The organism is Ruegeria sp. C10 (genome assembly GCF_056537805.1).
Genome location: NZ_JBQFSC010000003.1, coordinates 446,462 through 468,034, shown reverse-complemented (window position 1 = coordinate 468,034; position 21,573 = coordinate 446,462). Strand labels below are relative to the sequence as shown.

Sequence of the window (21,573 nt, the reverse complement as noted above, 5' to 3'; positions counted from 1 at the left end):
GTCCTAGACAACCCGCCCACCGACATCCTGTGGAGCCAGCGCGACGGTCTTGATCACCGCATAGCATGTACTGCCCTGCTGCAAACCCAGCGCCGCGACCGAGCGTCGGGTCACGCGCGCCAGCACAACACCCGCAGTTGTTTTGACCGACACGATTGCACCGGGCCCCTCACCTGCCCGGATCGCCTCGACCTGCCCCGACAACACATTCAAGGCTGAAAGACCCTCGGGTGGTCTATTGGACAGGATCACCTCTTGCGCCGGAATACGAATACGCAGCTCTTCGCCGATTTGATGGGCAATCCGAGGCAGGTAAAGACGAGCGCCACCGGCATCAAGTTCGGACAGGCCATCGTCGTGATGCGCCGTAACACGGACCCGCAGAACGGCCCCCACCGCGCGCACGCCTGCAGGGGCCACGGATGGGTCCGACAGAACATCGGACGCGGGACCATGCCGCACGACACGCCCGTCCTGCAGCGCGACCACGGACGTTGCAAGCCGGGCAACCTCGGCCGCCGAATGGGTCACATAAAGTATCGGGACCGATACCTCGTCCCGCAACCGTTCGAAATAGGGCAGGATTTCAGCCTTTCGCGCGTCGTCGAGCGCGGCCAGAGGCTCATCCGCAAGGATCAGGCGCGGGCTGGCCAGCAGGGCGCGGCCAATGGCGACGCGCTGTTTCTCACCCCCCGATAGCATCGCTGGGCGGCGGTCCAGCAGATGGCCAACACCCAACATCTCGATCACCCGATCCGGGTTTTCGCGTCGTGCCCCGCGCGGTGCAAACCAGCGACCATAATTCAGGTTCTGGCGTACGGTCAGATGCGGGAACAGACGGCCTTCCTGAAAGATATAGCCCAAGCGCCGTCTATGTGGCGGCAGCCACGCACCGCGATCCGTGTCGAACAACACCCAATCGCCAACCGCGACCCGCCCGGCCTCGGGTCTCAGTAGCCCCGCGACTGCATTCACCACCGTCGTCTTTCCCGAACCAGAACGCCCAAACAGAACCGTTACACCGGAAGGTGCGTCGAAATCGAGGTCCAGCTTCATCCCGGGCAGCTGGTGTTGCAGGCGGACGGACAGGCTCATGATCCGGCCACGCGTTTGGCCACACGACGGCCCACATATTCCGACAGCAAAAGCGCGCCCATGGCGACGATGATAGAGATGATCACCAACCGAGTCGCCGCCGCCTCACCCCCTGGAACCTGCAAGAACGCATAGACTGCCGAGGGCAACGTCTGCGTCTGACCGGGTATGTTCGAAACAAAGGTGATCGTGGCACCGAACTCTCCCATCGCCTTGGCAAACGCCAGGATCGCGCCCGCAATGACCCCAGGCAGGATCATTGGCAGCGTCACCGTTCCAAAGACCAGCAGACGCGACGCCCCCAAAGTGGCGCCTGCCTGTTCCAGTTTTGGGTCTACCGCCTCGATCGACAACCGGATCGCGCGCACCATCAGCGGAAAAGCCATGATCCCGGCAGCCAGCGCAGCGCCAGTCCATCGGAAAGCAAAAACGATCCCAAGCTCGGCCAAAGGCGCGCCCAACGGCCCCTGAATCCCAAAGGTCAGCAGCAGCAGATAGCCGGTCACCACCGGCGGCAGGATCAGAGGCAGATGAACCAGACCATTCAGCAACTGGCGCCCCGGAAACCGCCAGCGCGCAAGCGCATAGGCAATGAAAATCCCAAATGGCAACGTGATCAGCGTTGCCCAGAACGATACGCGCAGCGACAGGCGCAATGCCTCCATCTCTGCCGGGCCCAACCATCCCATCGTACTAACCTTCGGGCAGGGAGAACCCCTGCCTCACAAATTCGGCCCGTGCGGAATTGCCTTGCAAATAGGTCAAAAGCGCGTGCGCCGTAGGTTCTGCAGTAGAAGTCAGGGCTGCTGGATACACAATTTTTGGGTGGATATCTGCCGGGATGACACCGATGACCCCGACCCGCTCATCAGCCACAGCGTCCGAGCGATAGACAATGCCCAAAGGCGCCGCCCCCGTCGCAACCAGCGCCAGCGCGGCGCGTACATTGTCCGTCTGGGCGATCTGGTCCTGAACATCGCCCCAAAGTCCCAGACCCTGTAACGCGGCCTTGCCATAGATGCCCGCAGGCACCGCATCGACCAAAGCCATGGCCAGATACCCACTGCCTAGACGGGTGCTCAGGTCAAACCCCGCCTCAATCTCGGCCGTGTCAGCCCCCGGCGCACCAATCAAAACCAGCCCGTTACCCAGCAACTCAATACGTGAAGCGGTATCGATCAGGCCCTGATCCTGCAGCACGTCCATCCAATCCTCGTTGGCGGAAATGAACAGATCGGCGGGCGCCCCCGCTTGTATCTGCCGTGCCAGCACCGAGGAGGCCGCGTACGACACCGTCACCTCTTGCCCGGTCTCAGCCTCATAACTTCTGGCAATCACGTCCAGTGCGGTCTTGAGGCTGGCGGCGGCAAAAACCAGCACGCCCTCGGCCCGAACCGGGACAGCGAGTATCGCGCAGAAGGCCAAAGCTGCGATCAGACAGCGACAGGCGCCCGTCATTCTTTGCCTCCGGATCAGAGGGTTGCAATCCCTCTGGGCATATCGGAGGCAACACGTGGCAGGCAAGGCCCTTTGGCCTTACAACCAAAGCTACGGCCCATATTGAACTCAGAATTCGGTGGAAAACGAGAATCGCCCAACCCAAGATCAATATGCTGTCGCGCTTCTCTAAAACCGGAAACTCCCGAGGTAGAGCGCTCAATCGCTAAACAACGTGTCTGATCCGCCTCGCCTGAACAGCGATATCCGCATTTCGCTATTCAACCACGATATGACACATGAGTTTGCTCGATTGGTAACCGCGCCCAGTTGCCTAAACGCTGATCTGAAACCTTGCGCAATTTTGCAAAAGAAATTGTGCCATACCCTCTTGCACCCACGCACGGGCTTAGCTACATGAGCCCTCACGGGTGATTAGCTCAGTTGGTAGAGCGCTTCGTTTACACCGAAGATGTCGGGAGTTCGAGTCTCTCATCACCCACCATTCCCTTCATTTTCAATGGTTTACTCAGGGTCTTGTAACGAGAACTTGGAGACTATTTGAGGATGAATGCACGGGAATCGAAACTTCAAAACCGTGTTGGACTACCCAGAGGATTGTTCCTTAGAGGTAAAGGGTACGCACTTAACTGCCTTGGAGGAAACAGCTTCTTTGGATCGGTCCAATGGAAAATCAAAATGATTTCCTCGGGAGAGACCTTTGGGAATGAGATTAGGCTATACTGGATTGATCACACCGACCGATCTATGGGCTTTCGGCTGCTCGGTCTTTGGAGCACCTCACCGAACTTTGCGGTTACAGCAACCTGCAACCTCTTTGGAAGCGGGACACCCTAGCAAAGGGCGGGGCGTAAGCCTCGCCCGTGCGGGCTAGAACCTGTTTTCTTTGCACAAGGCTGGTTGCGAATTTGCTCAACCCGCACCGATATCGAGTATTCAAGGAAAAAGGCGAAGCCGACATTCCCTTAGCTTATGCCGAACGTCAGTCCTGCGGACTTTCCTGCTCTTCGTGATGGCCGTTTAAACGTCCGCTTTGTAGTGCTTTAGAAACATCGCGACACAATCGTCCAGTACGTCTTTCGGCGTTGGGTTCTCACCAAGGAAGAACTCTGGCCAGAAGAAGAAGTTTTTTACAAGCGCCAGAAGCTGGTTGGTCGCAAGAACCGGATCAGCCTTTCGGATCACGCCTGCATCCATGGCTTCGCTGATCAGCCTCGTTATTGGGTAATCATGTGTTGCCGTTTCAGTGAAGAATTGCCGGGAACGTTCAAGGTCACGGATCAATTCTGAGATGACCATCCGGTTCAATCCGATGGCGGTCTCATCGGTGATCACCCCAATGTAGCGCCACAAGGCGTTCTTCAGTTGCTCAACGAAGTCTCGATCCGGATCATAAGGCACTGGCTCCATGCTCCGGTTCTGCTCCAGCATGATCTGTGAGATCGCCTCAAAGAGAGCCTCCTTGCTCTCGAAGTGATTGTAGAGCGTGCGACTCGATACGTTCGCTTTTTTGGCGATTGAAGTGGTCTTTGCCCCCAGAAACCCCTGCTCTTTGAACTCATCGATGGCCGCATCGATGATATCTTTTCGTTTTTTTTCAGTACGTTTCAAGATTTCTACCTCAAAAAGTAAAAAGAAGTGTTTACAAAAACACTTGCCTCACCATAAGTAAACTCAACGATTTACTTTAGCAAGGCGCAATGCTGCCTGATCCCGAAAGGACCAAGACCATGACAACTCAAAATCTCACAGCGGGCAAAAACGAAGTCACCTTCAAATCCTTTGGCGTGGATTTGGCGGGCGATCTCTACCTGCCCGAAGGCTTTGATGAGACCAAGACCTACAAGGCCATCGTGGGGGCCAGCCCGTTCCCGCAGGTCAAAGATCAGATCCCGGCTACTTACGGGCCGGAAATGGCCGCGCGGGGTTTCATCTACCTCGGTTTCGATTACCTCGGCATGGGCTCGTCCCCTGCGCTGCCCGGAGAGTACAAGCAATCCCGCTACATGTTCCGGCTGATCGAAAACACCTGGGACGCCGTGTCTTACCTCGGCACTCTACCGTTCGTTGACGAGATTTACGGTCTGGGTGTTTGCCAAGGCGGCTCGATCATCGCATCCGCCGCCGTGACCGATCATCGCATCAAGAAGATCGCCATGGTGTCGGGCATGATGGCGGCTGATGGTTTTCAATGGACCGACCGCGATATGGTCAATCAGCAAATCGCGGCCTCGAACGCCTCGATGCAGAAGATGTATGAAACCGGCGAGCCGGATTATGTCGAACCATTTGGGCTAAATGATGAGCAAACCCGAGAAGAATTTGTTGGATCGGGTGTCAACCCGATGGCCGGAGAATCCTATGACTACTACGGACGCGATGGAGTCAAAGGCCCGGTTGCGGTTCCGACCTATACCAACATGCATATCGGCGATCAGGGCATGCAGTCTCTGATTTCCATTGGAGAGGCTTATGCCGATAAGATCGTGCAGCCGTCCCTAACCATCTACAGCAGCACGGCCTTTACAGCGCCGTGCTCCACGCAGTTTGTCGCGAAGCTGACGAATGAACATGAGGAGTTGGCGTTTGATGAGTTCTCTCATGTGGACTTCTACTACAAGCCCGAGGCAGTAAAGGCGTCGACGGACGCTGTAGCAGAGTTCTTCAATAGATGAAGTGATGAGGCAGAGGTCATACAGTGGTCTCTGCCTCCTTGCCGACAAGCGGAAGTTAGATCGAGGTTCTGCAATGGCCGCTTAGGGCTCAAAGCAGACATCAGGCTAAGACGCAGCATTGGCTGTTAAAGGCAGAAAAGCGGTCTTTCGCAGCGAAATGAGCCTACGTCGGCTAGTCGCAGTGTTTTGGCAGCTGCTATACTCTTCAAGCCAACCTTGGTTAGCTAGATGCACCTAAGCAGGGACAGCAAAAACTAGGCCAACTTTACACATTTCGAAAGTTGTCAGAAATGGCCAATTTGAGCCCGCGCACTCACGCAGTCAGGCCGCATGATTTTGATCCGAAAACCCTCAAGACTCTCACTTGTGATGCGCTCAGAGCCTAACGCGTTTGTGCACACAGCCATATATTTTGTACACTCCTAGGAATAACCTTTCAGGATTGACATGAATTTACATCGAAGCAACCGGGTCAAGGCACTAGTGCTGGCAAGCTTTGCAAGTATGGCGTTCGGGATTGGCGCTGCGGCCTCTGAGCGGCTACCGGCGCTACGCGTCGTACAATCAGGTCATAGCCTCACCGATGGCGTCATCGGTCCGCTTGAGATCATGGTACGTGTAACCAGTATGCGTGGCGGCAAACTGGACAAGGCTACAATTCCGGGCAGTCCGATGGAGTGGCGATGGGAAAATGCGAGTAACCCGGATATCCGTCAGCCTGAGGTGATGGCCCGTTACGACGTTCTAGCAATCACCGAACGTGTCGCACTGACAAACACAATGGACCATCATGACAGCAAACACTGGGCTTTGCATTGGGCGAGCCATGCGTGGGAGCATGGCGCGAATGGTGATGGCGCTCGGTCTGTGCTCTATGCAAGCTGGGTCGATATCGAAAGCGGTTCGGGTTTTGAAAATCGCCACAACGACCCTGAAGGTCATTTGACATTTCGCGAACGACTGCCGCTGGAGATGGTGCGGTGGCAAAGCATTCTTGATCACGTCAACGCAAACCGGCCCGATGGGATGCCTGAAATGGACATGATCCCTGGCCCTCTGATTATGGCTCGCGCTTATGACGAAATTGCATCAGGCACAGCCCCGGGGCTCAATGATATTCACGACCTTTTTTCAGATAGCATTCACCCCAACAAGATGGGTAACTATCTCATCGCACTGGCACATTTCGCGGTGATCTACGACGGCGATCCGCGTGGCTTGCCGCCAACGATGCTGACGCAGGGCGGGCCGGACAAGGTGCAGGCGGCATGGATGCAAGAAATTGTCTGGGACGTGCTTAACGAATACGCAGAAACATCAGGCGGCCCCTAATGAGCCCTGTGTAGGTCGGCTTACGCCGTTCACGCGCATCTTGGTCCGGTTTGGGCCTTCGCTCCTGCTGGGTCCAAAACAGTGAATGGCAGCAATGTCCGCAAAGTGGACGTACAAGCAAGTCGCCGAAAACGACCGCAATTCGGACAACCCCATCTCCAACTTTGCGGACGGAATGTCTGCTTCTGTTATTTTGTCTTGAAGTCAGGCGATTTAGCCAACCGCCATTCAACTATAGACTGAGCTACTAGACCGCTCGAGCTCCACACTGTTAACTCCGATATTACCCATGTGGAGAGTTATTCGCTCTGCTAGCCTTTGTTTGCACAACTCCGCTACGGCCGCTGGCAAGCCTTGCAACTCCTCTTTCCTCGCAACGACCGTCAACGTGCGCGACAAACCCGAAACAGGCAATTCTTGCAATCGCAAAGCCATGTTTTCAACGAGACCATCGATCAACAGCGTCGGGGTCAAAAGGCTAAAACCCTGTCCTGTCGAAACGCAGGAAGTCACCATGCTGGAGCGATCTGCCTGTATGACTTTGTCAGGCTCGAAGCGCAGTCGTCGCAGGTGTTGGGCAATCTGGCGTCCTGCATTGGTCGTATCCCCGAAACGTACAAGAGGCAGCCTTGTCTGGATTGCTTCCAGGCTTTCAGTTGGTCCGTTGTATGCTTCAGGAAGAACCAAGAGGTATTTTTCGGTCAAAATGTGATGCCGTTCTAGCCCGTCCATGTCCAAAAAAGGGTTTGATGTAATTGCCAGGTCCGCCTGCTTGGTGCGCAAGAGATGCTCATGGTTACCGCTTTGCCCGGCGTGCAATGTGATATCTTCGACGTTGAACATCTTTTGCGCAAGATCGATCAATGGCGGTGTAAGGGTTGTTGCAACGGAGGCTTGAATGCCCACCCTTAGCAGCGTCAGGGACTGGCCACCGACATGGCGCAACTCGGTTTCCATATCCGACAAAGCATCAAGTATCTTTTGCGCTTTGCCGTGCAGTCGTGCACCAGCGTATGTCAGTTTTGCGGGTCGCGTGCTGCGGTCCAGTAGCGTCGTGCCGAACGCCTTTTCCAACGCGGAAATGTGCTGAGATGCGGCGGGTTGTGACAGACTCAGCAGGCTCGCTCCAGCCCGCATTTGACCTGTTTCTGCTACCGCAAGGAACACCTCAAGCGAGCGCATAAGACTGGGTGACATTTTATAGCGATCAAGCACGGCTCATCCTTAGTATAAGAATTTCTAATACTATTTAGATTTTCTTGGGTTTGGTCAATCGCTGCGGCATCGTTATCACATGTCTCGCATACGCACCTCTCGCCGCAAAAAAACGGCAAAGCAACGCTCACCGAACGACGCGCGTGCGCCATTCATTTTGCGCAAGCTTTCAACCTTCGGTGTCCTCAGCGATGCCGGGCTTGAGCAGATTGAGGCAAATGCCGACACCATCCTTTCTGAGACGGGTATGGAATTTCAAGACGATCCTGAGATCCTCCTGATTTTTGCGGATGCAGGGTGCGATGTAGACGGCACACGGGTACGGTTCGCGCCCGGCTTTTGCCGCCGGACCATCATGGCAACCGCGCCAAGCCAGTTCATACAGCATGCCCGCAACCCCAAAAACACTGTCCAGCTTGGCGGCGATGCGACGGTTTTGTGCCCGTCCTGGGGTCCGCCTTTTGTGCATGATCTGGATCGCGGCCGGCGTTATGCGAGCCATGAAGACTTCAACAATCTGGTAAAGCTACACCACACACTGCCATGGCTGCATCATTCGGGCGGTGTGGTTTGTGAACCTGTTGATCTGCCCGCCAACAAGCGCCATCTGGATATGCTCTACGCTCATATCCGCCACTCTGACCGCGCGTTTATGGGTGCCTTTATCGGTGCTGAACGGGCGGGCCATGCAATTGACATGGCACGCATTGTTTTTGGCGACATCTCAGAGAAGCCCGCGTTATACTGCGTGTCTAACACCAATGCGCCTTTGGTGATGGACAGCCATATGTCTGGCGCGCTGAAAACCTATGCCCGCGCGGGCCAGCCCGTCGCCTGCACGCCCTGGGTGCTGACTGGGGCGATGTCACCCGCGACCGTGGCCGGCACGCTTGCGCAAGTGCTGGCCGAATCCATGGCGACAATGACGTTAACCCAACTGGTGAACCCCGGCACGCCTTGTCTGATGGGCAGCTTCGCCTCGACCATGTCGATGAAATCCGGCGCGCCAACTTTTGGCACACCTGAGGCCGGGTTGATGGTTCTCGCCGCGGGGCAACTTGCGCGCAGGCTCGGGGTGCCCCTGCACACTGTTGGCACACTAAGTTCGTCCAAACTGTCCGATGCGCAGAGCCAGCAAGAGGCCGCGTGGGGTCTGATGATGTCGATGTTTGCCGGTGCCAACTTGATCAACCATGCGACCGGCTGGCTCGAAGGGGGGTTGGTGACCTCGTTCGAAAAAACCGTGATTGATCATGATCTGTGCGGCAAGATCGGACGCTTTTTTGACGGGATCGATATGAGCGAAAATGCTCAGGCGATGGAGGCTATTGCCACAACAGGGCCGGGGCAACATTTCCTTGGGTCTGAACATACGCAAGCCAACTTCATGACTGCGCTCTTTCGCCCGTGGACACCCGACGATAACTCGTTCGAGCAATGGCACGCGGCAGGTGAACAGGATGCGGCCGTGCGGGCCAACGTCATTTGGAAGGAACGACTAGCAGGGTATGAGGACCCCGGCCTCGACCGAGACATTGATGCAGCTCTCAAGGACTACATCGCCGCCCGCAAAGCCGAAAAACCAGATCAGGAATACTTCTGATGGGCCTGGCTTTCTGCAATCTCACACATCCGCTCGTAGAACGGTACGTGATGCGCAGCTATGTCGGTATAGGGTTCTCCGAGCTGGTGAAGCTCTGCTTGGAAGTCGACCGCTTCAGGCGCCTTGATCGCCCCGCTTTGCAGCACTTCGGTATGCCAGCTTTGAACCGAACCCCATCCATCCGGCACAGCATCGTTCCACGTGAACGCATGGTCCAGAAACGTAAGCCCCACATGTGCCCAGTAGCGGCGCAACGTGGTCTGCGGATCATTGCGCAACTGATCTGCAGTAATCACCAACGGGCTATGGCCCAGCTCGGTCAACGCGCTGTAAAGCCTGCATTGCGCCTCATGTCCCAACTCCAACTGCGTAAACTCAGGATCGCGCTTTGCGTAGGAAAGCGCGGCTTCGATGGGATTGCGCACCAAAAAGGCGTGGGTCATTTCGCCCGCAAACCCTGCATCGCGGGGCAGTCTGTCGGCGACGTAGTATGCCATGTCCTTGAAGAAAACCAGACCACCCTGCGCGGTCTTGCGGATCATGGCGCGAATTTCATCGTAGGTCACCGGATGTCCCGGTTCCGGAGTGAAACCCGGAAAAAGCCGATCCTTGGTCGTAAGGTAGTGGTGGTACATGAACGGTTCGTGCAGGACCGACAGATCACCACGCTCGCGCATGATCCGTTCAAACGCCGTCGAAACCGAGCGTGGGTGGCACCACAAAGCATGTATAGTCATGTGGTTAGCCTAGTGGTGCTGAAAAGCTTGCGTCAACAGGGGTTTGCATGAGCCGCATTTTGATCATTGGCGGCGGCGCAATTGGCCTTAGCGTAGCCTATCATCTTGGGAAACGCGGCGCAGATGATGTCACGTTGCTGGAGCGCAACCAGTTGACGTCGGGCACCTCCTGGCATGCGGCGGGGATTGTTGGCCCTTTGCGCGCGACGCCCAATATGACGGTACTTGCCTCTGCCGCGCTTGAGGTCTTTCCGGCGCTGGAGCAAGAGACAGGCATGTCCACCGGATATCGACGCACCGGGGGTTATTGGCTGGCGCGCGAACCGGCGCGCATGGACGAATTTCACCGGATTGCTGACCTCGGCGCGACGCAAGGGTTAACGCCAGCGGTGATCGCTGCGCGCGATGTTCCGCTGCCCGCGCTCGATCTTTCAAAACATGTCGGCGCATTGCATGTGCCGGAAGACGCCAATGTGAACCCGGTCGACCTATGTATGGCCTATGCTCGTGCCGCCAAGACCCTCGGTGTAACGATCCGTGAAGGCGTCGAGGTCGAAAGACTGATCACCGAAAACAGGAAAGCAAAGGGCGTGGCATTTGCTGACGGCACCACTATGGAAGCGGACCAGGTGGTCATCGCGACAGGAGCCTGGTCGCGAGAGCTGGCTGCGACTGCCGGGGTCGCGCTACCGCTCCAAGCGGTTGAGCATATGTACGTTGTGACCGAACCCTTCCCCGATCTGCCCGACCCTTTCCCAGTGATCCGCGATCTGGATCGAGGCATCTATATCAAGGGCGATGCCGGAAAATTGGTGATTGGCGGATTTGAACCCAATGCCAAATGCTGGAACCCATACGGGCCAGAAGGCAACCGACCTTTCCTTGAGATGGCAGAAGACTGGGATCAGTTTGCCCCTTTTATGGAAGCGGCTTTGGAGCTTTGCCCCGCGTTGGAGCACTTAGGCGTGCAGCATTTCATGAACGGCCCCGAGAGCTTTACCGCCGACACACGCCCACTAGTCGGGGAAACTGACGTTGATCGTCTGTTTGTCGGCGCAGGCATGAACTCGGTGGGCGTTATGTCCTCGGCCGGGATCGGACGCGCCTTGGCCGATTGGATGGTCGATGGCCAACCGCCAATGAACATGTGGGAGGTGGATGTCGCCCGGGTCGACCCACTTACGGCAACGCCCGCGCATTTGGAAGCACGGATGGAAGAGGCCGTCGCGGACCTCTTCAACCTGCATTGGCCTTACAAACAGCCCAAGGCCGGGCGCGGGATGCTTAGGTCCGCACTGCATGATCGATGGGCTGCCCTTGGGGCGCAGTTTGGACAAACCGCCGGGTGGGAGCGAGGGCTTTGGTATGGCGAGGCGCAGGCGTATTCTATTGGCGCTCAAGGATGGTGGCCGATTACCCAAAACGAAGCTGCGTCTATGGCCAAGGGCACGGCCCTGATCGACCTCAGCCCCTTTACCAAGATAGACGTCACGGGGCCGCGTGTTCTTGACGCGCTGAACCAGCTTTGTACCGCGCAGATGGACGTCGCTATCGGCAAAGCAGTTTACACCCAAATCCTGAACGACCGTGGCGGGATCGAGATGGATATCACCGTCTCTCGTCTCGCCGACAGCCGTTTCCATATCACATCGGGTGCCGCGACCCGTGCTCGTGACTTTGCGTTCCTGCGACGCAATCTGGCCGATGGCGTGACGCTAACGGATGTGACCGAGGAGTTTTGCACACTTGGTGTCATGGGCGCAGGCAGTGGCCCGGTGCTGCAGAAACTGGATGCCGGGGTCGCATGGGCAAATGCGCCAATGGGTCAGGTGTGCGAATTTAAGGTCGAAGGCCAAAGTGCGCGCGCCACCCGCGTAAGCTTTGTCGGTGAATACGGCTGGGAGTTAACCCTTCCCAATGCTGTCGCAGTGCGCGTTTTCGACGCGCTCATCGCTGCAGGCGCTGCGCCGCTTGGGCACTATGCGCTTGATGGCTGCCGGATCGAAAAGGGCTTCAAACACTGGGGCCATGACATTGATCCGACCGTCACACCTTTGGAAGCGGGGCTTGGCTTTACCATCGACTGGAATAAGGACTTCACCGGCAAGGCAGCTTTGCAGGAACAAAAGGAACAGGGCACCCGCAAACGTCTTGTCCTGATGCAAATCGAAGGTTCGGCGTTGATTCTGCACGATGAACCCATCTTTGAAGAAGGTCGACATGTCGGGTTCACAACCTCCGGCGCGCGTGGACCTCGCACCGGGCTGAACCTTTGCTTTGCTCTTGTGTCCACCGACCCAAGTGAGGCGAAAGCTCAAACTTGCGCACGTAGTTTCACGGTAAAGGTCGCTGGCAAAGACTATGCTGCCACCCCGTTGCAGCGCCCGCCCTTTGACCCGAAAAATGAAAGGATGCGTGGACAATGAGCACCGTGACCAAGGCACAGGTTGTCATCATCGGCGGCGGCGCGATGGGCGTCTCGCTGATGTATCATCTGGTCAAAGTGGGTTGGACGGATGTGCTGCTGGTGGAGAAGAACGACCTCACCCATGGCTCAACCTGGCATGCAGCGGGCCTGTGTACCCATTTCGCGCACAATCCGACGATTCAGGAACTGCGTGCCACGTCCGTGCGACTCTATCGGGATATTCTGCCACAGGAGACGGGCCGTGACTGCGGGTTTCACACCACTGGCGCAATGCGGATCACGCGCAACCCGGACCGGATGGATGAGTTTCGCCATGTCGCAGGCCTGTCGGATTTCACGGGCTATCCGCTGGAAGTCCTGACACCCGAACGCATCGCCGAGTTGCATCCGCTGGCAAGACTCGACGGTCTGTTGGGCGGAATCTATGAACCCGATGACGGCCACGTCGATCCCACGCTTGCCACCAACGCCATGGCCGAGGTGGCGCGCCAGGGCGGCGCGCAGATCTGGCGCAACTGCCCAGTAACCGCGATCCGGCGCGATGGCGACCATTGGTTGCTCGACACGCCCAAAGGCACGGTTGAGGCGGTACATGTAGTCAACGCGGCTGGCACTTGGGGATGGGAAATCGGCCAAATGATGGGGCTGAACATCCCCTCTGTCCCGGTGCTACACCAATATCTGGTAACCGATACTGTACAGGTCGTGGAAGACCGGATTACTCAGGGGCTGCCTGAACTGCCGATCATCCGCGACCCCGAAGAAAGCTGGTATGTCCGGCAAGAACGCGATGGGCTGATCCTTGGACCTTACGAAAAAGAGGCACAGGTCTGGTCCGTGGATGGCGTCCCGCCCGAATTTGGTGCGGACTTGATGCCGCCTGACCTAGACCGGGTCGAAGATATCATCGAGGCGGCCATGGCACGCATTCCAGCGCTGGAAACTGGGGGCATCAAATCGGTCATCAACGGCCCCATCACCTTTACCCCCGACGCCAACCCGCTGATTGGTCCGGCGCATGGGTTGCAAAACGCGTGGTTGCTGACCGGCTCGTCCATGGGTGTGATGGAGGGCGGCGGCGCAGGCTGGTTCCTCGCGCATTGGATGACCCATGGCGCGCCGCCTATGGATGCGCTGGCAGTGGATAGTCGCCGCTTCGGGTCCTGGGCAGATCGCGACTATCGCGTGGCCAAAGCCATTGAGTGTTTCGGCTTACAATTTGGTGTCCACTATCCCCACGAGGAACGACCCGCAGGTCGTGGCCTGCGTCTGTCTCAATTGCATGAGCTGATGGTCGAACGGGGCGCGGTCATGGGAGCGGCCCATGGCTGGGAACGGCCAAACTGGTTCACCGATACACCCGGCGCAGAGGCGATTGAAACCTTCCGCCGCGCCAATTGGTTCGATGCAGTGGCCGCCGAGGTCGATGCCGCCACCAACCGCGTTGCGATGGCCGATCTTTCGGTGTTCTCGAAATTCGATGTCACCGGGCCGGATGTGGCGGCGTTCCTTGAGGCGCTCGGATCCAACCGCGCGCCAGAACCGGGGCGCATCGGCCTGACCCATGTGCTAACAACAGCAGGTGGGGTATTGTCAGAGCTCACCGTCACCAGATTGGCCGAGGATCATGCCTACCTGACCAGCGCGGCTGCGGCCGAGGAAATCGACTTGGATCAGTTGATCAAGGCAGCGGCGGCGTTCGAGATCACCGTTACCAACCGCTGCGAAGATCTGGCCGTGATCGGTGTCATGGGCCCGAAATCACCCGATGTGTTGCCCGAACTCACCAGCATGCCGTGGCTCACCGCGCAGGCAACCGAGATCGCTGGTATCCCCGTGCGAGCCCTGCGCGTGTCCTACCTTGGGGAATGCGGGTGGGAGCTGCATGTTACGCGCAATCAGGCCGTTGCGCTTTTCACCAAACTGGAAGAGACCGCCCAACCCCATGGCCTTGGCTTTTATGGCGCCTATGCCGCCAACTCGATGCGGCTGGAAAAGGGCTATCGCGCTTGGGGAAGCGACCTGACAACGGAACGCAGCCCGCTAGACGCCGGCCTTACACCCTTTGTCCGCAAAGACTTGCGCAACACCCTGCGTCAAGAATGGGACATGGTTCTGCTGGAGATTGAGGCAGGCGAAGTCGATCCGTTCTATGCCCACACGCTTTGGCATCGGGAGCACCCGGTTGGGATCATCACCTCCGGTGCTTATGGCCATCGCACCGGCAAGGTGCTCGCACTGGCGTACCTGCGCGACCCAACCGCACGCGAAAACTTGACCGTTTCCATCCTAGGGCAGCACAGGCGGGCAACCATTCTGCCGCGTCCTCCATATGACCCTGACAATACCCGTTTGAAAGCTGGAGCCGCCAAATGATCGAACATCCCCTGCATACCGAGTGGAACTTTGACAGCACCGCCGCGCGGCGTGATCGGTTCTATGCGGCCTCACTGACCCGTTTCACACCGTTCCAGGAACCAATCGTATTTCAGAAGGGGCAAGGTCAGTATCTGTGGGATACGGACGGGCGGAAATACACGGACCTTCTGGGAATGAACGTCTGCATCTCTGTCGGCCATTCGCATCCCCGGGTCGTCGCCGCAGCGATGGAACAGGCGCAAGAACTCACCCATTGTACGACCATGTTCTATCACCCGACGCCTGCGCATTTGGCAGAGGAACTTGCTGCCACAATGCCAAAAGGTCATGACTGGGTGGTGCATCTTACCAATTCGGGGTCTGAGGCCATCGACCTGGCCATGACAATGGCGCGGACCTTCACCGGCAATCTTGATTTGCTCGCTTTGAGGACCGCCTATCATGGACCGACCGCTGCAGCGCAATCAGTCACGGGTATTTCTGGGTGGCGGCACCCGGGCATGCCCGGCAACGTGGCCTTTGTCGCTGATCCGAACCAGTATCGCGGCATTTTTGGCCCCGGCACTGCGCCTTATCTTGATGAGATCACCCACACGATCAATGCCGCTACATCCGGCCAGGTGGCCGGGATTTTGGTTGAGAGTGTGCAAGGTTATGGCGGTATCCACCAGATGCCGCCGGGATACATGTCGGGGGCGGCGGAACGAGTACGCGCAGCAGGTGGGCTCTATATCGCGGATGAGGTTCAATCCGGTTTCGGCCGCACTGGCGATCACTTCTGGGGGTTTGAGGCGGACGGCGTGGTTCCCGATATAATTGTTATGGCTAAAGGTTTGGGCAATGGCTTTCCTATCGGCGCCGTTGTGGCCAAGAAACATATCGCAGAGCCAATGGCCGAGAAGTTCATGTTCCACACCTATGGAGCGAACCCGACCTCTGCTGCCGCCGCGCGTGCCGTCCTTGCGGTAATGCGCGATGAGGGTTTGCAAGAGAACGCAAAGACCGTTGGTGCAAAGCTGTTGGAGCGCCTGAACGATCTGAAAGCCAAGCATAAGGCCATCGGAGATGTTCGAGGCCACGGTCTGATGCTGGCACTGGAATTCGTGATCGACCGCGACAGCAAAACACCTGACAAGACGATGACGTCCGAGGTCTTCGAGGCTTGCCGCGCACAAGGAATTATCTTATCGAAATCCGGTCCGTTCCAGCAATGCCTACGCATGGTGCCCCCGCTTTGCCTGTCTATGGAGGATGTGGATCAAGTCACAACGAGTCTTGATCAGGCGCTAGGCGATGCGGCGATTCAGGTATGAACAGCACCAAAAAGTGTAGTGTTCATGACGCGGCCAGGTAACAGCGTGAACAAGCCAGTTACCACAAGCGCCAAAGCAAATAGGGATATCATAAGCACCTTGTGACGGTTGATGTCTCCCTGACGTGCCGCCTTGCTCGCCAGAAAAAGGCTAACAAGTGTAACCGGAATCAACAGGTGGATGGGAGAGTAGCTCCCCCATAACCGTGTCTGGTGCATGAAAACTGCGGTAAACGCCGTTCCCGCCATAAGTAAGGCCCAAGCATATCCGAACAGCCGAAGACAGTGGTTCACCTGATAGGTGCATGATGCCTTAATGACTGAGACGCGCGGCACGATCTTTGTAGCTTTTGGACCAAGCTTGCTGCCAGCGCGGGCTGATGAGTTGTGCCCTCCTTTTTTCGTCGACTTTGAGCCTTCGGCCATCGATCGGCCCATGTACAACCAGCGCACCCGATACCTCTTCGCAGCTGATATATTTATCGGGATGTGCTGCTTTCCAGGTGATCAATCGGGCGCTTTCGTTTTGGGCATTGTTCTTTGCCAACCAGTGCCAAAGCTGATCTTTGGATGTGATCACGATCTCATCCATGGTGCCCCAGGTAGATCATGTTCAGGTTATCCGCTGCAGAAAGGCTTCGGCGGTCGTGACGTGCTTGTCTTTGACATCCGAGGACATGCGCTCAGCCGTGCGGCACATCATTGCCCATCTTGGATTGCTGGCAAGCGTGCCCGCGTGTTTCAGGATGAAGCGCCAATACAGACCATCCCATATGTCGGCCCACGGCCCTTTGCCCCAATGGCTCATTTTGCGGATGTAGTTTGAGCCGGAAAAATAGGGCTTCGTTGTGATCAGCCCGCCGTCAGCATGCTGGCTCATGGCATAGGCGTTGGGAACCATGACCCAATCATAGCTGTCCACGAACATCTCCATGAACCAGCGGTAAACATCGTCAGGATCGATCTCGCAAAGGAACATGAAGCCACCCAGAACCATAAGCCGCTCGATGTGGTGGCAATACCCGGTTTTAAGCACCCTGCGGATCGTGTCGTCCAGCGGATCGATCCCTGTGCTGGCGTCGTAGAATGCGACTGGCATAGTGCGGCGATGGTTCCAGTGATTTGTGGTCCGCATCTTTACGCCTAGGTCATCATAGGTCGCCCGCATAAATTCACGCCATCCGATGATCTGGCGGATGAACCCTTCCACCGAATTCAGCGGAACATTTCTGCGATAGGCATGGGCGAGCGTTGTATTCAAGACTTGTTTCGGCGTCAAAAGTCCAATGTTCAATGCGGGCGTCAGGACAGCGTGCCAAAGCCAGCTTTCGCCTTCGACAATGGCATCCTCATAATCGCCAAACCGATCAAAGCGCCGTTCCAAAAACTGATTTAGCCAGTCGGCAGCTTCTTTGTGGAATGTTGGGTAATAAAGACGATCCAGTGTCCCCAGAGCGTCCGGAAACTCGGCAAGAACGCTGTCTTTTGCCGTTTGATCAATTGCATCATGGGTCGGCCAATCAATCCAAGGCAGGCTCTTGAGCAGCGCTTTGGGGACTTTCTTTCGATTGTCTTCGTCATAGCTCCACTGACCGCCCACCGGTTGATCGCCATTCATCAGCACGTTCAAACGGCGGCGTTGGCTTTTGTAGAACTCCGCCATGAACCAGCGCTTTCTGCCGGTCGACCAAGCCAGGTTATAGTCTTGTGTGTTCAAGAAGCCTGGGGACGGCTGTAAGTTGATTGTGATGTTTGTAATACCCGCCGCCGCACTTAGGCGTTTTTCGGCGATAAAATCGACAGGATCGACCATGTTCACTTGATCGACGCCGAGTTCTTGCAGGTTCTGAAATAACCGCAAACACGAACCCGCCTCCCGTTCATAGGGCCAGATCGTCGCGTCGAAACCCTGCCTAATCAGATCGTCGCGATATCGGGCCATCGATGACCGGTGCAGCCAAAGCTTTTGCTTGTGCATGTTGGCGGGATAGATCGGGTCGCCAAAGAATAGAGGGTCTTCAAAGAGCACCACTTTGTCCGGCTGGGGAGTCAGACTGGGATGTTGGGCAAACAGTTGGTTAGGGAGCAGCAGGGCAGCGGTTGACAAACTGAGATCTCACTTCGTTACAGCGACAAAATTCAACTGGCTCAGAACGTTCGGTATCTTTTTCTTTAGTCCGAAAAATCCCGCCTTCGCGTGGGGCCATGAGACAGCGTCATAAGGGCGAATTAACCGTTCCAGCGTCAGGCCTGCTTCACGCAAAATAGGCTCAGCACGATCTAACCTGGACCGTACCGGACCTATTGGCGCATAAGCAGTCGCAATTCTTCTTACTCCGGCACTTTGCGCAGCTTCAATTATTGGCAGACTCCAATCATCGGCAGATTGCGCACGCACTTCATGGTCTGACAAAACGCTGTTCATTGCTTCTTTTGCAAAATTCACCGGGATAAATCCAACCGGATTAGGGGAGCGACCGTGGGTTGCCAAAAGTCCTACCACTGCAACGGGCGGTACGGGCATGATGGATGCACCGGTCATGTCATCCTCGCTTACTAGCAATAGAAATGGCTCTTTCGGCTGCATTTGAAGGATTGGAAAAGAAACACGTGGGTGTTCTACCGGTTCGGTCAGCGGTTCTGCGAACTTGGCCAACCCAGTGGGGCGAAATCGGCCTTCGGTATATTTGGCGATGTTGTCAGGTCGGGCGAGGTAGGTCTTGCCTTTCGTGTGCAAGCCCGCGACCCATCGCCAGCTCAATGTGTTCGACGCCGGATCACCATCAATCAGATGTCGCAAAAACAAGTCAGCGCCCAACTGCCAAGGCAGACGCAAGGTGAATATCCAGATTGAGGCAAACCAAATCCGCGCATGGTTATGCAGATAACCGGTGCCCACGAGTTCTTTTGCCCAATGATCAAAGCAGTCTATGCCGGTATTGCCTGACACTGCATCAGTATGGCGGCTTGCCAATGACGTGTCGTTATCAAGTGAGTTAAGCGCGTCCATCAGGTCGCGTTGATAGTGTGACCAGACGCTTGGTCTTTGTTCCAGCCAACCTTTGAAGTAAGCCCGCCAAAAAACTTCTTGTACAAACTTCTCAGCAGTGTCGGGACTGTGCGACGCCAATACCCGTGTAAGCACCTCCTCTTCGGTCAACAAGCGATGGCGGAGCCATGGTGACAAGACTGATACATTGTTGCGCCGCTCGGTCCCAAAATCGTAGCTCCGCGTGCGAGCATAGTCCTGTCCAGCAAGCGTCACGAATTTCTCTAGCCGTTTGAGGCCACCCGCGCGCGTCGGGCTGAAATCGACGGTCTCGGGTAAAGTAATAAGTTCCGGGAACAGTTCAGTCATGCGGCGGATCTGCATTTTTTTGAGCAGTACTTAACCTCATCCCAGACCTTTTCCCATTTCTTGCGCCAAACAAACGGACGCTGACAGACTAAGCAGATTTTCTGTGGTAGATTCGCTTTTTTTCGCATCTTCATTCGGCGTCTCCGCGTGGTAGACTGAGCTGTGCTAGATCCTCTGTCGATCCTGTGCGTTTAAGTGTTCTTTTACCGGATTTTCTGCTGGTGTGTTTTGACATGATCTTTTTGGATCCATCGCGGAATTCATCGCCTCTGCGGACCCCCCAGACCCTTTCGCGCGCGGCTTTGACGGCCGCCAAATGATCAAAGACGCGTACAGGATAGGCAAAGCCTATGATCTGCCCTGCGTTCGGTGCCGTCCAAGGTTCATGGATGTACGGGTCAGAGATCGGTGCCAATTCGGGCACCCATTTTCGAATGAACTGCTCATGCGGGTCCTGATCGCACCCCTGTTTCACTGGATTGTAGGTGCGCACCGTATTGATGCCCGTGGTTCCCGATTGCATCTGCACTTGGCTACAATGAATACCCGGCTCGTAATCCGAAAGCATCCGCGTCAAATGCAAACCCCGAGCCCACCAATCAAGCCAGAGGTGATAGCTAGCCGTGGCCGTCACCATTGCCCGCATCCGAAAATTCAGCCACCCAGTCGCTGAAAATGACCGCATGCAGGCATCAAAAAACGGATACCCCGTTTCCCCCCTTGACCATGTGGAACGTAAATCCGCGTGGGGCTCCCGAGGACGAAGACCATCGTAGAGCGGATTTAAATTCTCCGACTCCATCCGCGGTTCGTCCTCAAGCTTTTGAATAAAGTTGCAATGCCAATGGAGCCGGCTGGAATATGATCGGAGAGATTTGCGCCAATTTCTGGCATTCGCAGGCATTGAACGACGCTGTCGATCCGTCGCTTGCTTCACTTCACGCATCGAAAACGCACCCCATGCAAGATAAGGCGAAATGCGCGAGCACGCGACTGAGCCCTCAATAGGGCTCGACATTTCGCGCCGATATCGTTTGCCGCGGCTGATCAGATAACTATCCAAGGAATCAAGTCCCGCACGGCGGCCACCAAATTGGCGGTGGGCGCATGGATCATCCGCCAGGTTAAGGTCACACCGGATCGGCGTGGGGCCGAGCTCTATGTCTAAAGGGGTAAGTTGCGTTGACGAAGACACGGGCCGCTCCATAAACTCTGTCCAACGGGCCGCCCAGCCATCGCGGGATTTAAGCGGGCGAAACACACCATGGTTCTGAACCTGGGTCCAAGGATTACCTCTCTGCCCGCACCACGCGCTAACTTCACGATCCCGCCGATAGGTCCAATCATTTCCCTTTTCATCATGTGACCAAAGGGCTTCGATCAGTCGGCAGGTCGCCAAATCAGACAGCACCTGTGTCACCCGCCCCATACGTACGATGAGCAGTTGGCCCAAGTCCGCTAAATCTCCACGCAATTCAGCAAGTGTTTCGGCAACAAAGTCCCAATGTCGCGCCGCGGCATCGGGTTGCTGCCAAAGCTCGGGCTCAACCACATAAAGCAGCAAAACCGGACCGTTACGAGACGCCTGCGCCAGCGCCTCATGATCATCGACCCGGAGATCGCGTTTGAACCATACAACCTGCACGTAATCTCCTTTTTGATAGAATACGTGAAAGCTCTTACGTTGGATCTGCCGTCCGACAAGTCACCTACCAGTGTCAGACTTGAGCACAATGAACTCTGGCAAACCGCACTCAAACAAGAACTCGAATGTCCACAAATTTTTCGGTTCGATACTGCTCCGATTTCGCGTTTGCACCGAATTTCCATTCTTAGGAGCTACGTAGCCGGGTATCTAAAGGTAACTGGAAAGCAAGTTTGGGTCGTTCGTTTATGGCTCAATGTCAGCTCTGGGCGCATCGGTGCGTTTGGGGTGAGGCGCAGCATTTGGGAGATTGGGCACGAAGCAGTCGTTGTTTGA

The 21,573-nt window shown here is 56.3% G+C and carries 18 protein-coding genes and 1 tRNA gene; 8 read left to right on the top strand and 11 right to left on the bottom strand.

All coding sequences use genetic code 11. From position 1 onward, the window contains the following. Positions 1-3 precede the first annotated feature (3 nt). Genes modC through modA form a run of 3 tightly spaced genes read right to left on the bottom strand, consistent with a single transcriptional unit; the run spans position 4 to position 2,553 of the window. The gene (gene modC, locus ACR0DE_RS16215; RefSeq protein ID WP_170396032.1) at positions 4-1,095 is read right to left on the bottom strand and encodes a molybdenum ABC transporter ATP-binding protein; all 1,092 of its coding nucleotides are present in this window, start codon (positions 1,093-1,095) and stop codon (positions 4-6) included. Further along, on the bottom strand, positions 1,092-1,784 hold the full coding sequence (gene modB, locus ACR0DE_RS16210) for a molybdate ABC transporter permease subunit (RefSeq protein ID WP_170423885.1): 693 nt from the start codon (positions 1,782-1,784) through the stop codon (positions 1,092-1,094). The genes modC and modB overlap by 4 nt, the downstream gene beginning before the upstream one ends. A gap of 4 nt (positions 1,785-1,788) precedes the next feature. Further along, entirely contained in the window at positions 1,789-2,553 is a 765-nt protein-coding gene (gene modA / locus ACR0DE_RS16205) for a molybdate ABC transporter substrate-binding protein (RefSeq protein ID WP_170733630.1), read from the bottom strand. A gap of 408 nt (positions 2,554-2,961) precedes the next feature. Between modA and ACR0DE_RS16200 the strand changes: the two genes are divergently transcribed. Further along, a tRNA-Val gene (locus tag ACR0DE_RS16200) sits at positions 2,962-3,037 on the top strand. Between the two features lie 536 nt (positions 3,038-3,573). Here the strand turns inward: ACR0DE_RS16200 and ACR0DE_RS16195 are convergent. Beyond that, entirely contained in the window at positions 3,574-4,164 is a 591-nt protein-coding gene (locus tag ACR0DE_RS16195; protein WP_170566497.1) for a TetR/AcrR family transcriptional regulator, read from the bottom strand. A 119-nt stretch (positions 4,165-4,283) separates the two neighbouring features. Between ACR0DE_RS16195 and ACR0DE_RS16190 the strand changes: the two genes are divergently transcribed. Both ACR0DE_RS16190 and ACR0DE_RS16185 read left to right on the top strand, forming a co-directional pair. Continuing rightward, positions 4,284-5,228: an alpha/beta hydrolase gene (locus ACR0DE_RS16190; RefSeq protein WP_170566494.1), complete on the top strand. Its 945-nt coding sequence runs from the start codon at positions 4,284-4,286 to the stop codon at positions 5,226-5,228. Between the two features lie 447 nt (positions 5,229-5,675). Then, positions 5,676-6,560, top strand: a complete 885-nt coding sequence (locus ACR0DE_RS16185) for a hypothetical protein (protein WP_223117601.1) — start codon at positions 5,676-5,678, stop codon at positions 6,558-6,560. Positions 6,561-6,788: 228 nt separating this feature from the next. On the opposite strand, the gene ACR0DE_RS16180 is transcribed toward ACR0DE_RS16185, so the two are convergent. Next, positions 6,789-7,742 (bottom strand): LysR family transcriptional regulator, encoded by a 954-nt coding sequence (locus ACR0DE_RS16180; protein WP_170396112.1) that lies wholly within the window; start codon positions 7,740-7,742, stop codon positions 6,789-6,791. A 112-nt stretch (positions 7,743-7,854) separates the two neighbouring features. On the opposite strand from ACR0DE_RS16180, the gene ACR0DE_RS16175 reads away from it, so the two are divergent. Beyond that, positions 7,855-9,378: a trimethylamine methyltransferase family protein gene (locus ACR0DE_RS16175; RefSeq protein WP_480754246.1), complete on the top strand. Its 1,524-nt coding sequence runs from the start codon at positions 7,855-7,857 to the stop codon at positions 9,376-9,378. On the opposite strand, the gene ACR0DE_RS16170 is transcribed toward ACR0DE_RS16175, so the two are convergent. Continuing rightward, positions 9,363-10,115 (bottom strand): sulfotransferase-like domain-containing protein, encoded by a 753-nt coding sequence (locus ACR0DE_RS16170; protein WP_170396015.1) that lies wholly within the window; start codon positions 10,113-10,115, stop codon positions 9,363-9,365. The genes ACR0DE_RS16175 and ACR0DE_RS16170 overlap by 16 nt on opposite strands. 47 nt (positions 10,116-10,162) lie before the next feature. Between ACR0DE_RS16170 and ACR0DE_RS16165 the strand changes: the two genes are divergently transcribed. From ACR0DE_RS16165 to ACR0DE_RS16155, 3 genes are read left to right on the top strand one after another with little or no spacing between them, the layout of a single operon-like run. Next, a complete protein-coding gene (locus ACR0DE_RS16165; RefSeq protein WP_480563026.1) occupies positions 10,163-12,541 on the top strand; it encodes a GcvT family protein in 2,379 nt (792 codons plus the stop codon). Then, entirely contained in the window at positions 12,538-14,919 is a 2,382-nt protein-coding gene (locus ACR0DE_RS16160; RefSeq protein WP_480754244.1) for a GcvT family protein, read from the top strand. Before ACR0DE_RS16165 ends, ACR0DE_RS16160 begins: the two co-directional genes overlap by 4 nt. After that, positions 14,916-16,235 (top strand): aspartate aminotransferase family protein, encoded by a 1,320-nt coding sequence (locus tag ACR0DE_RS16155; protein WP_480754242.1) that lies wholly within the window; start codon positions 14,916-14,918, stop codon positions 16,233-16,235. Before ACR0DE_RS16160 ends, ACR0DE_RS16155 begins: the two co-directional genes overlap by 4 nt. Before the next feature lie 312 nt (positions 16,236-16,547). On the opposite strand, the gene ACR0DE_RS16150 is transcribed toward ACR0DE_RS16155, so the two are convergent. The 5 genes from ACR0DE_RS16150 to ACR0DE_RS16130 are packed head-to-tail and all read right to left on the bottom strand — an operon-like array spanning position 16,548 to position 21,186. Continuing rightward, the gene (locus ACR0DE_RS16150) at positions 16,548-16,826 is read right to left on the bottom strand and encodes a YdeI/OmpD-associated family protein (protein ID WP_480754240.1); all 279 of its coding nucleotides are present in this window, start codon (positions 16,824-16,826) and stop codon (positions 16,548-16,550) included. 21 nt (positions 16,827-16,847) lie between these two features. Continuing rightward, the gene (locus ACR0DE_RS16145; protein ID WP_170396006.1) at positions 16,848-18,341 is read right to left on the bottom strand and encodes a cryptochrome/photolyase family protein; all 1,494 of its coding nucleotides are present in this window, start codon (positions 18,339-18,341) and stop codon (positions 16,848-16,850) included. A 9-nt stretch (positions 18,342-18,350) separates the two neighbouring features. Continuing rightward, entirely contained in the window at positions 18,351-19,592 is a 1,242-nt protein-coding gene (locus tag ACR0DE_RS16140) for an FAD-binding domain-containing protein (RefSeq protein ID WP_480754238.1), read from the bottom strand. Next, entirely contained in the window at positions 19,589-19,720 is a 132-nt protein-coding gene (locus tag ACR0DE_RS16135) for a DUF2256 domain-containing protein (protein WP_480754287.1), read from the bottom strand. The genes ACR0DE_RS16140 and ACR0DE_RS16135 overlap by 4 nt, the downstream gene beginning before the upstream one ends. 2 nt (positions 19,721-19,722) lie before the next feature. Continuing rightward, entirely contained in the window at positions 19,723-21,186 is a 1,464-nt protein-coding gene (locus ACR0DE_RS16130; protein WP_480754285.1) for a cryptochrome/deoxyribodipyrimidine photo-lyase family protein, read from the bottom strand. On the opposite strand from ACR0DE_RS16130, the gene ACR0DE_RS16125 reads away from it, so the two are divergent. Further along, on the top strand, positions 21,097-21,573 hold the full coding sequence (locus tag ACR0DE_RS16125) for a hypothetical protein (RefSeq protein ID WP_480754291.1): 477 nt from the start codon (positions 21,097-21,099) through the stop codon (positions 21,571-21,573). The two genes, ACR0DE_RS16130 and ACR0DE_RS16125, sit on opposite strands and share 90 nt — an antisense overlap.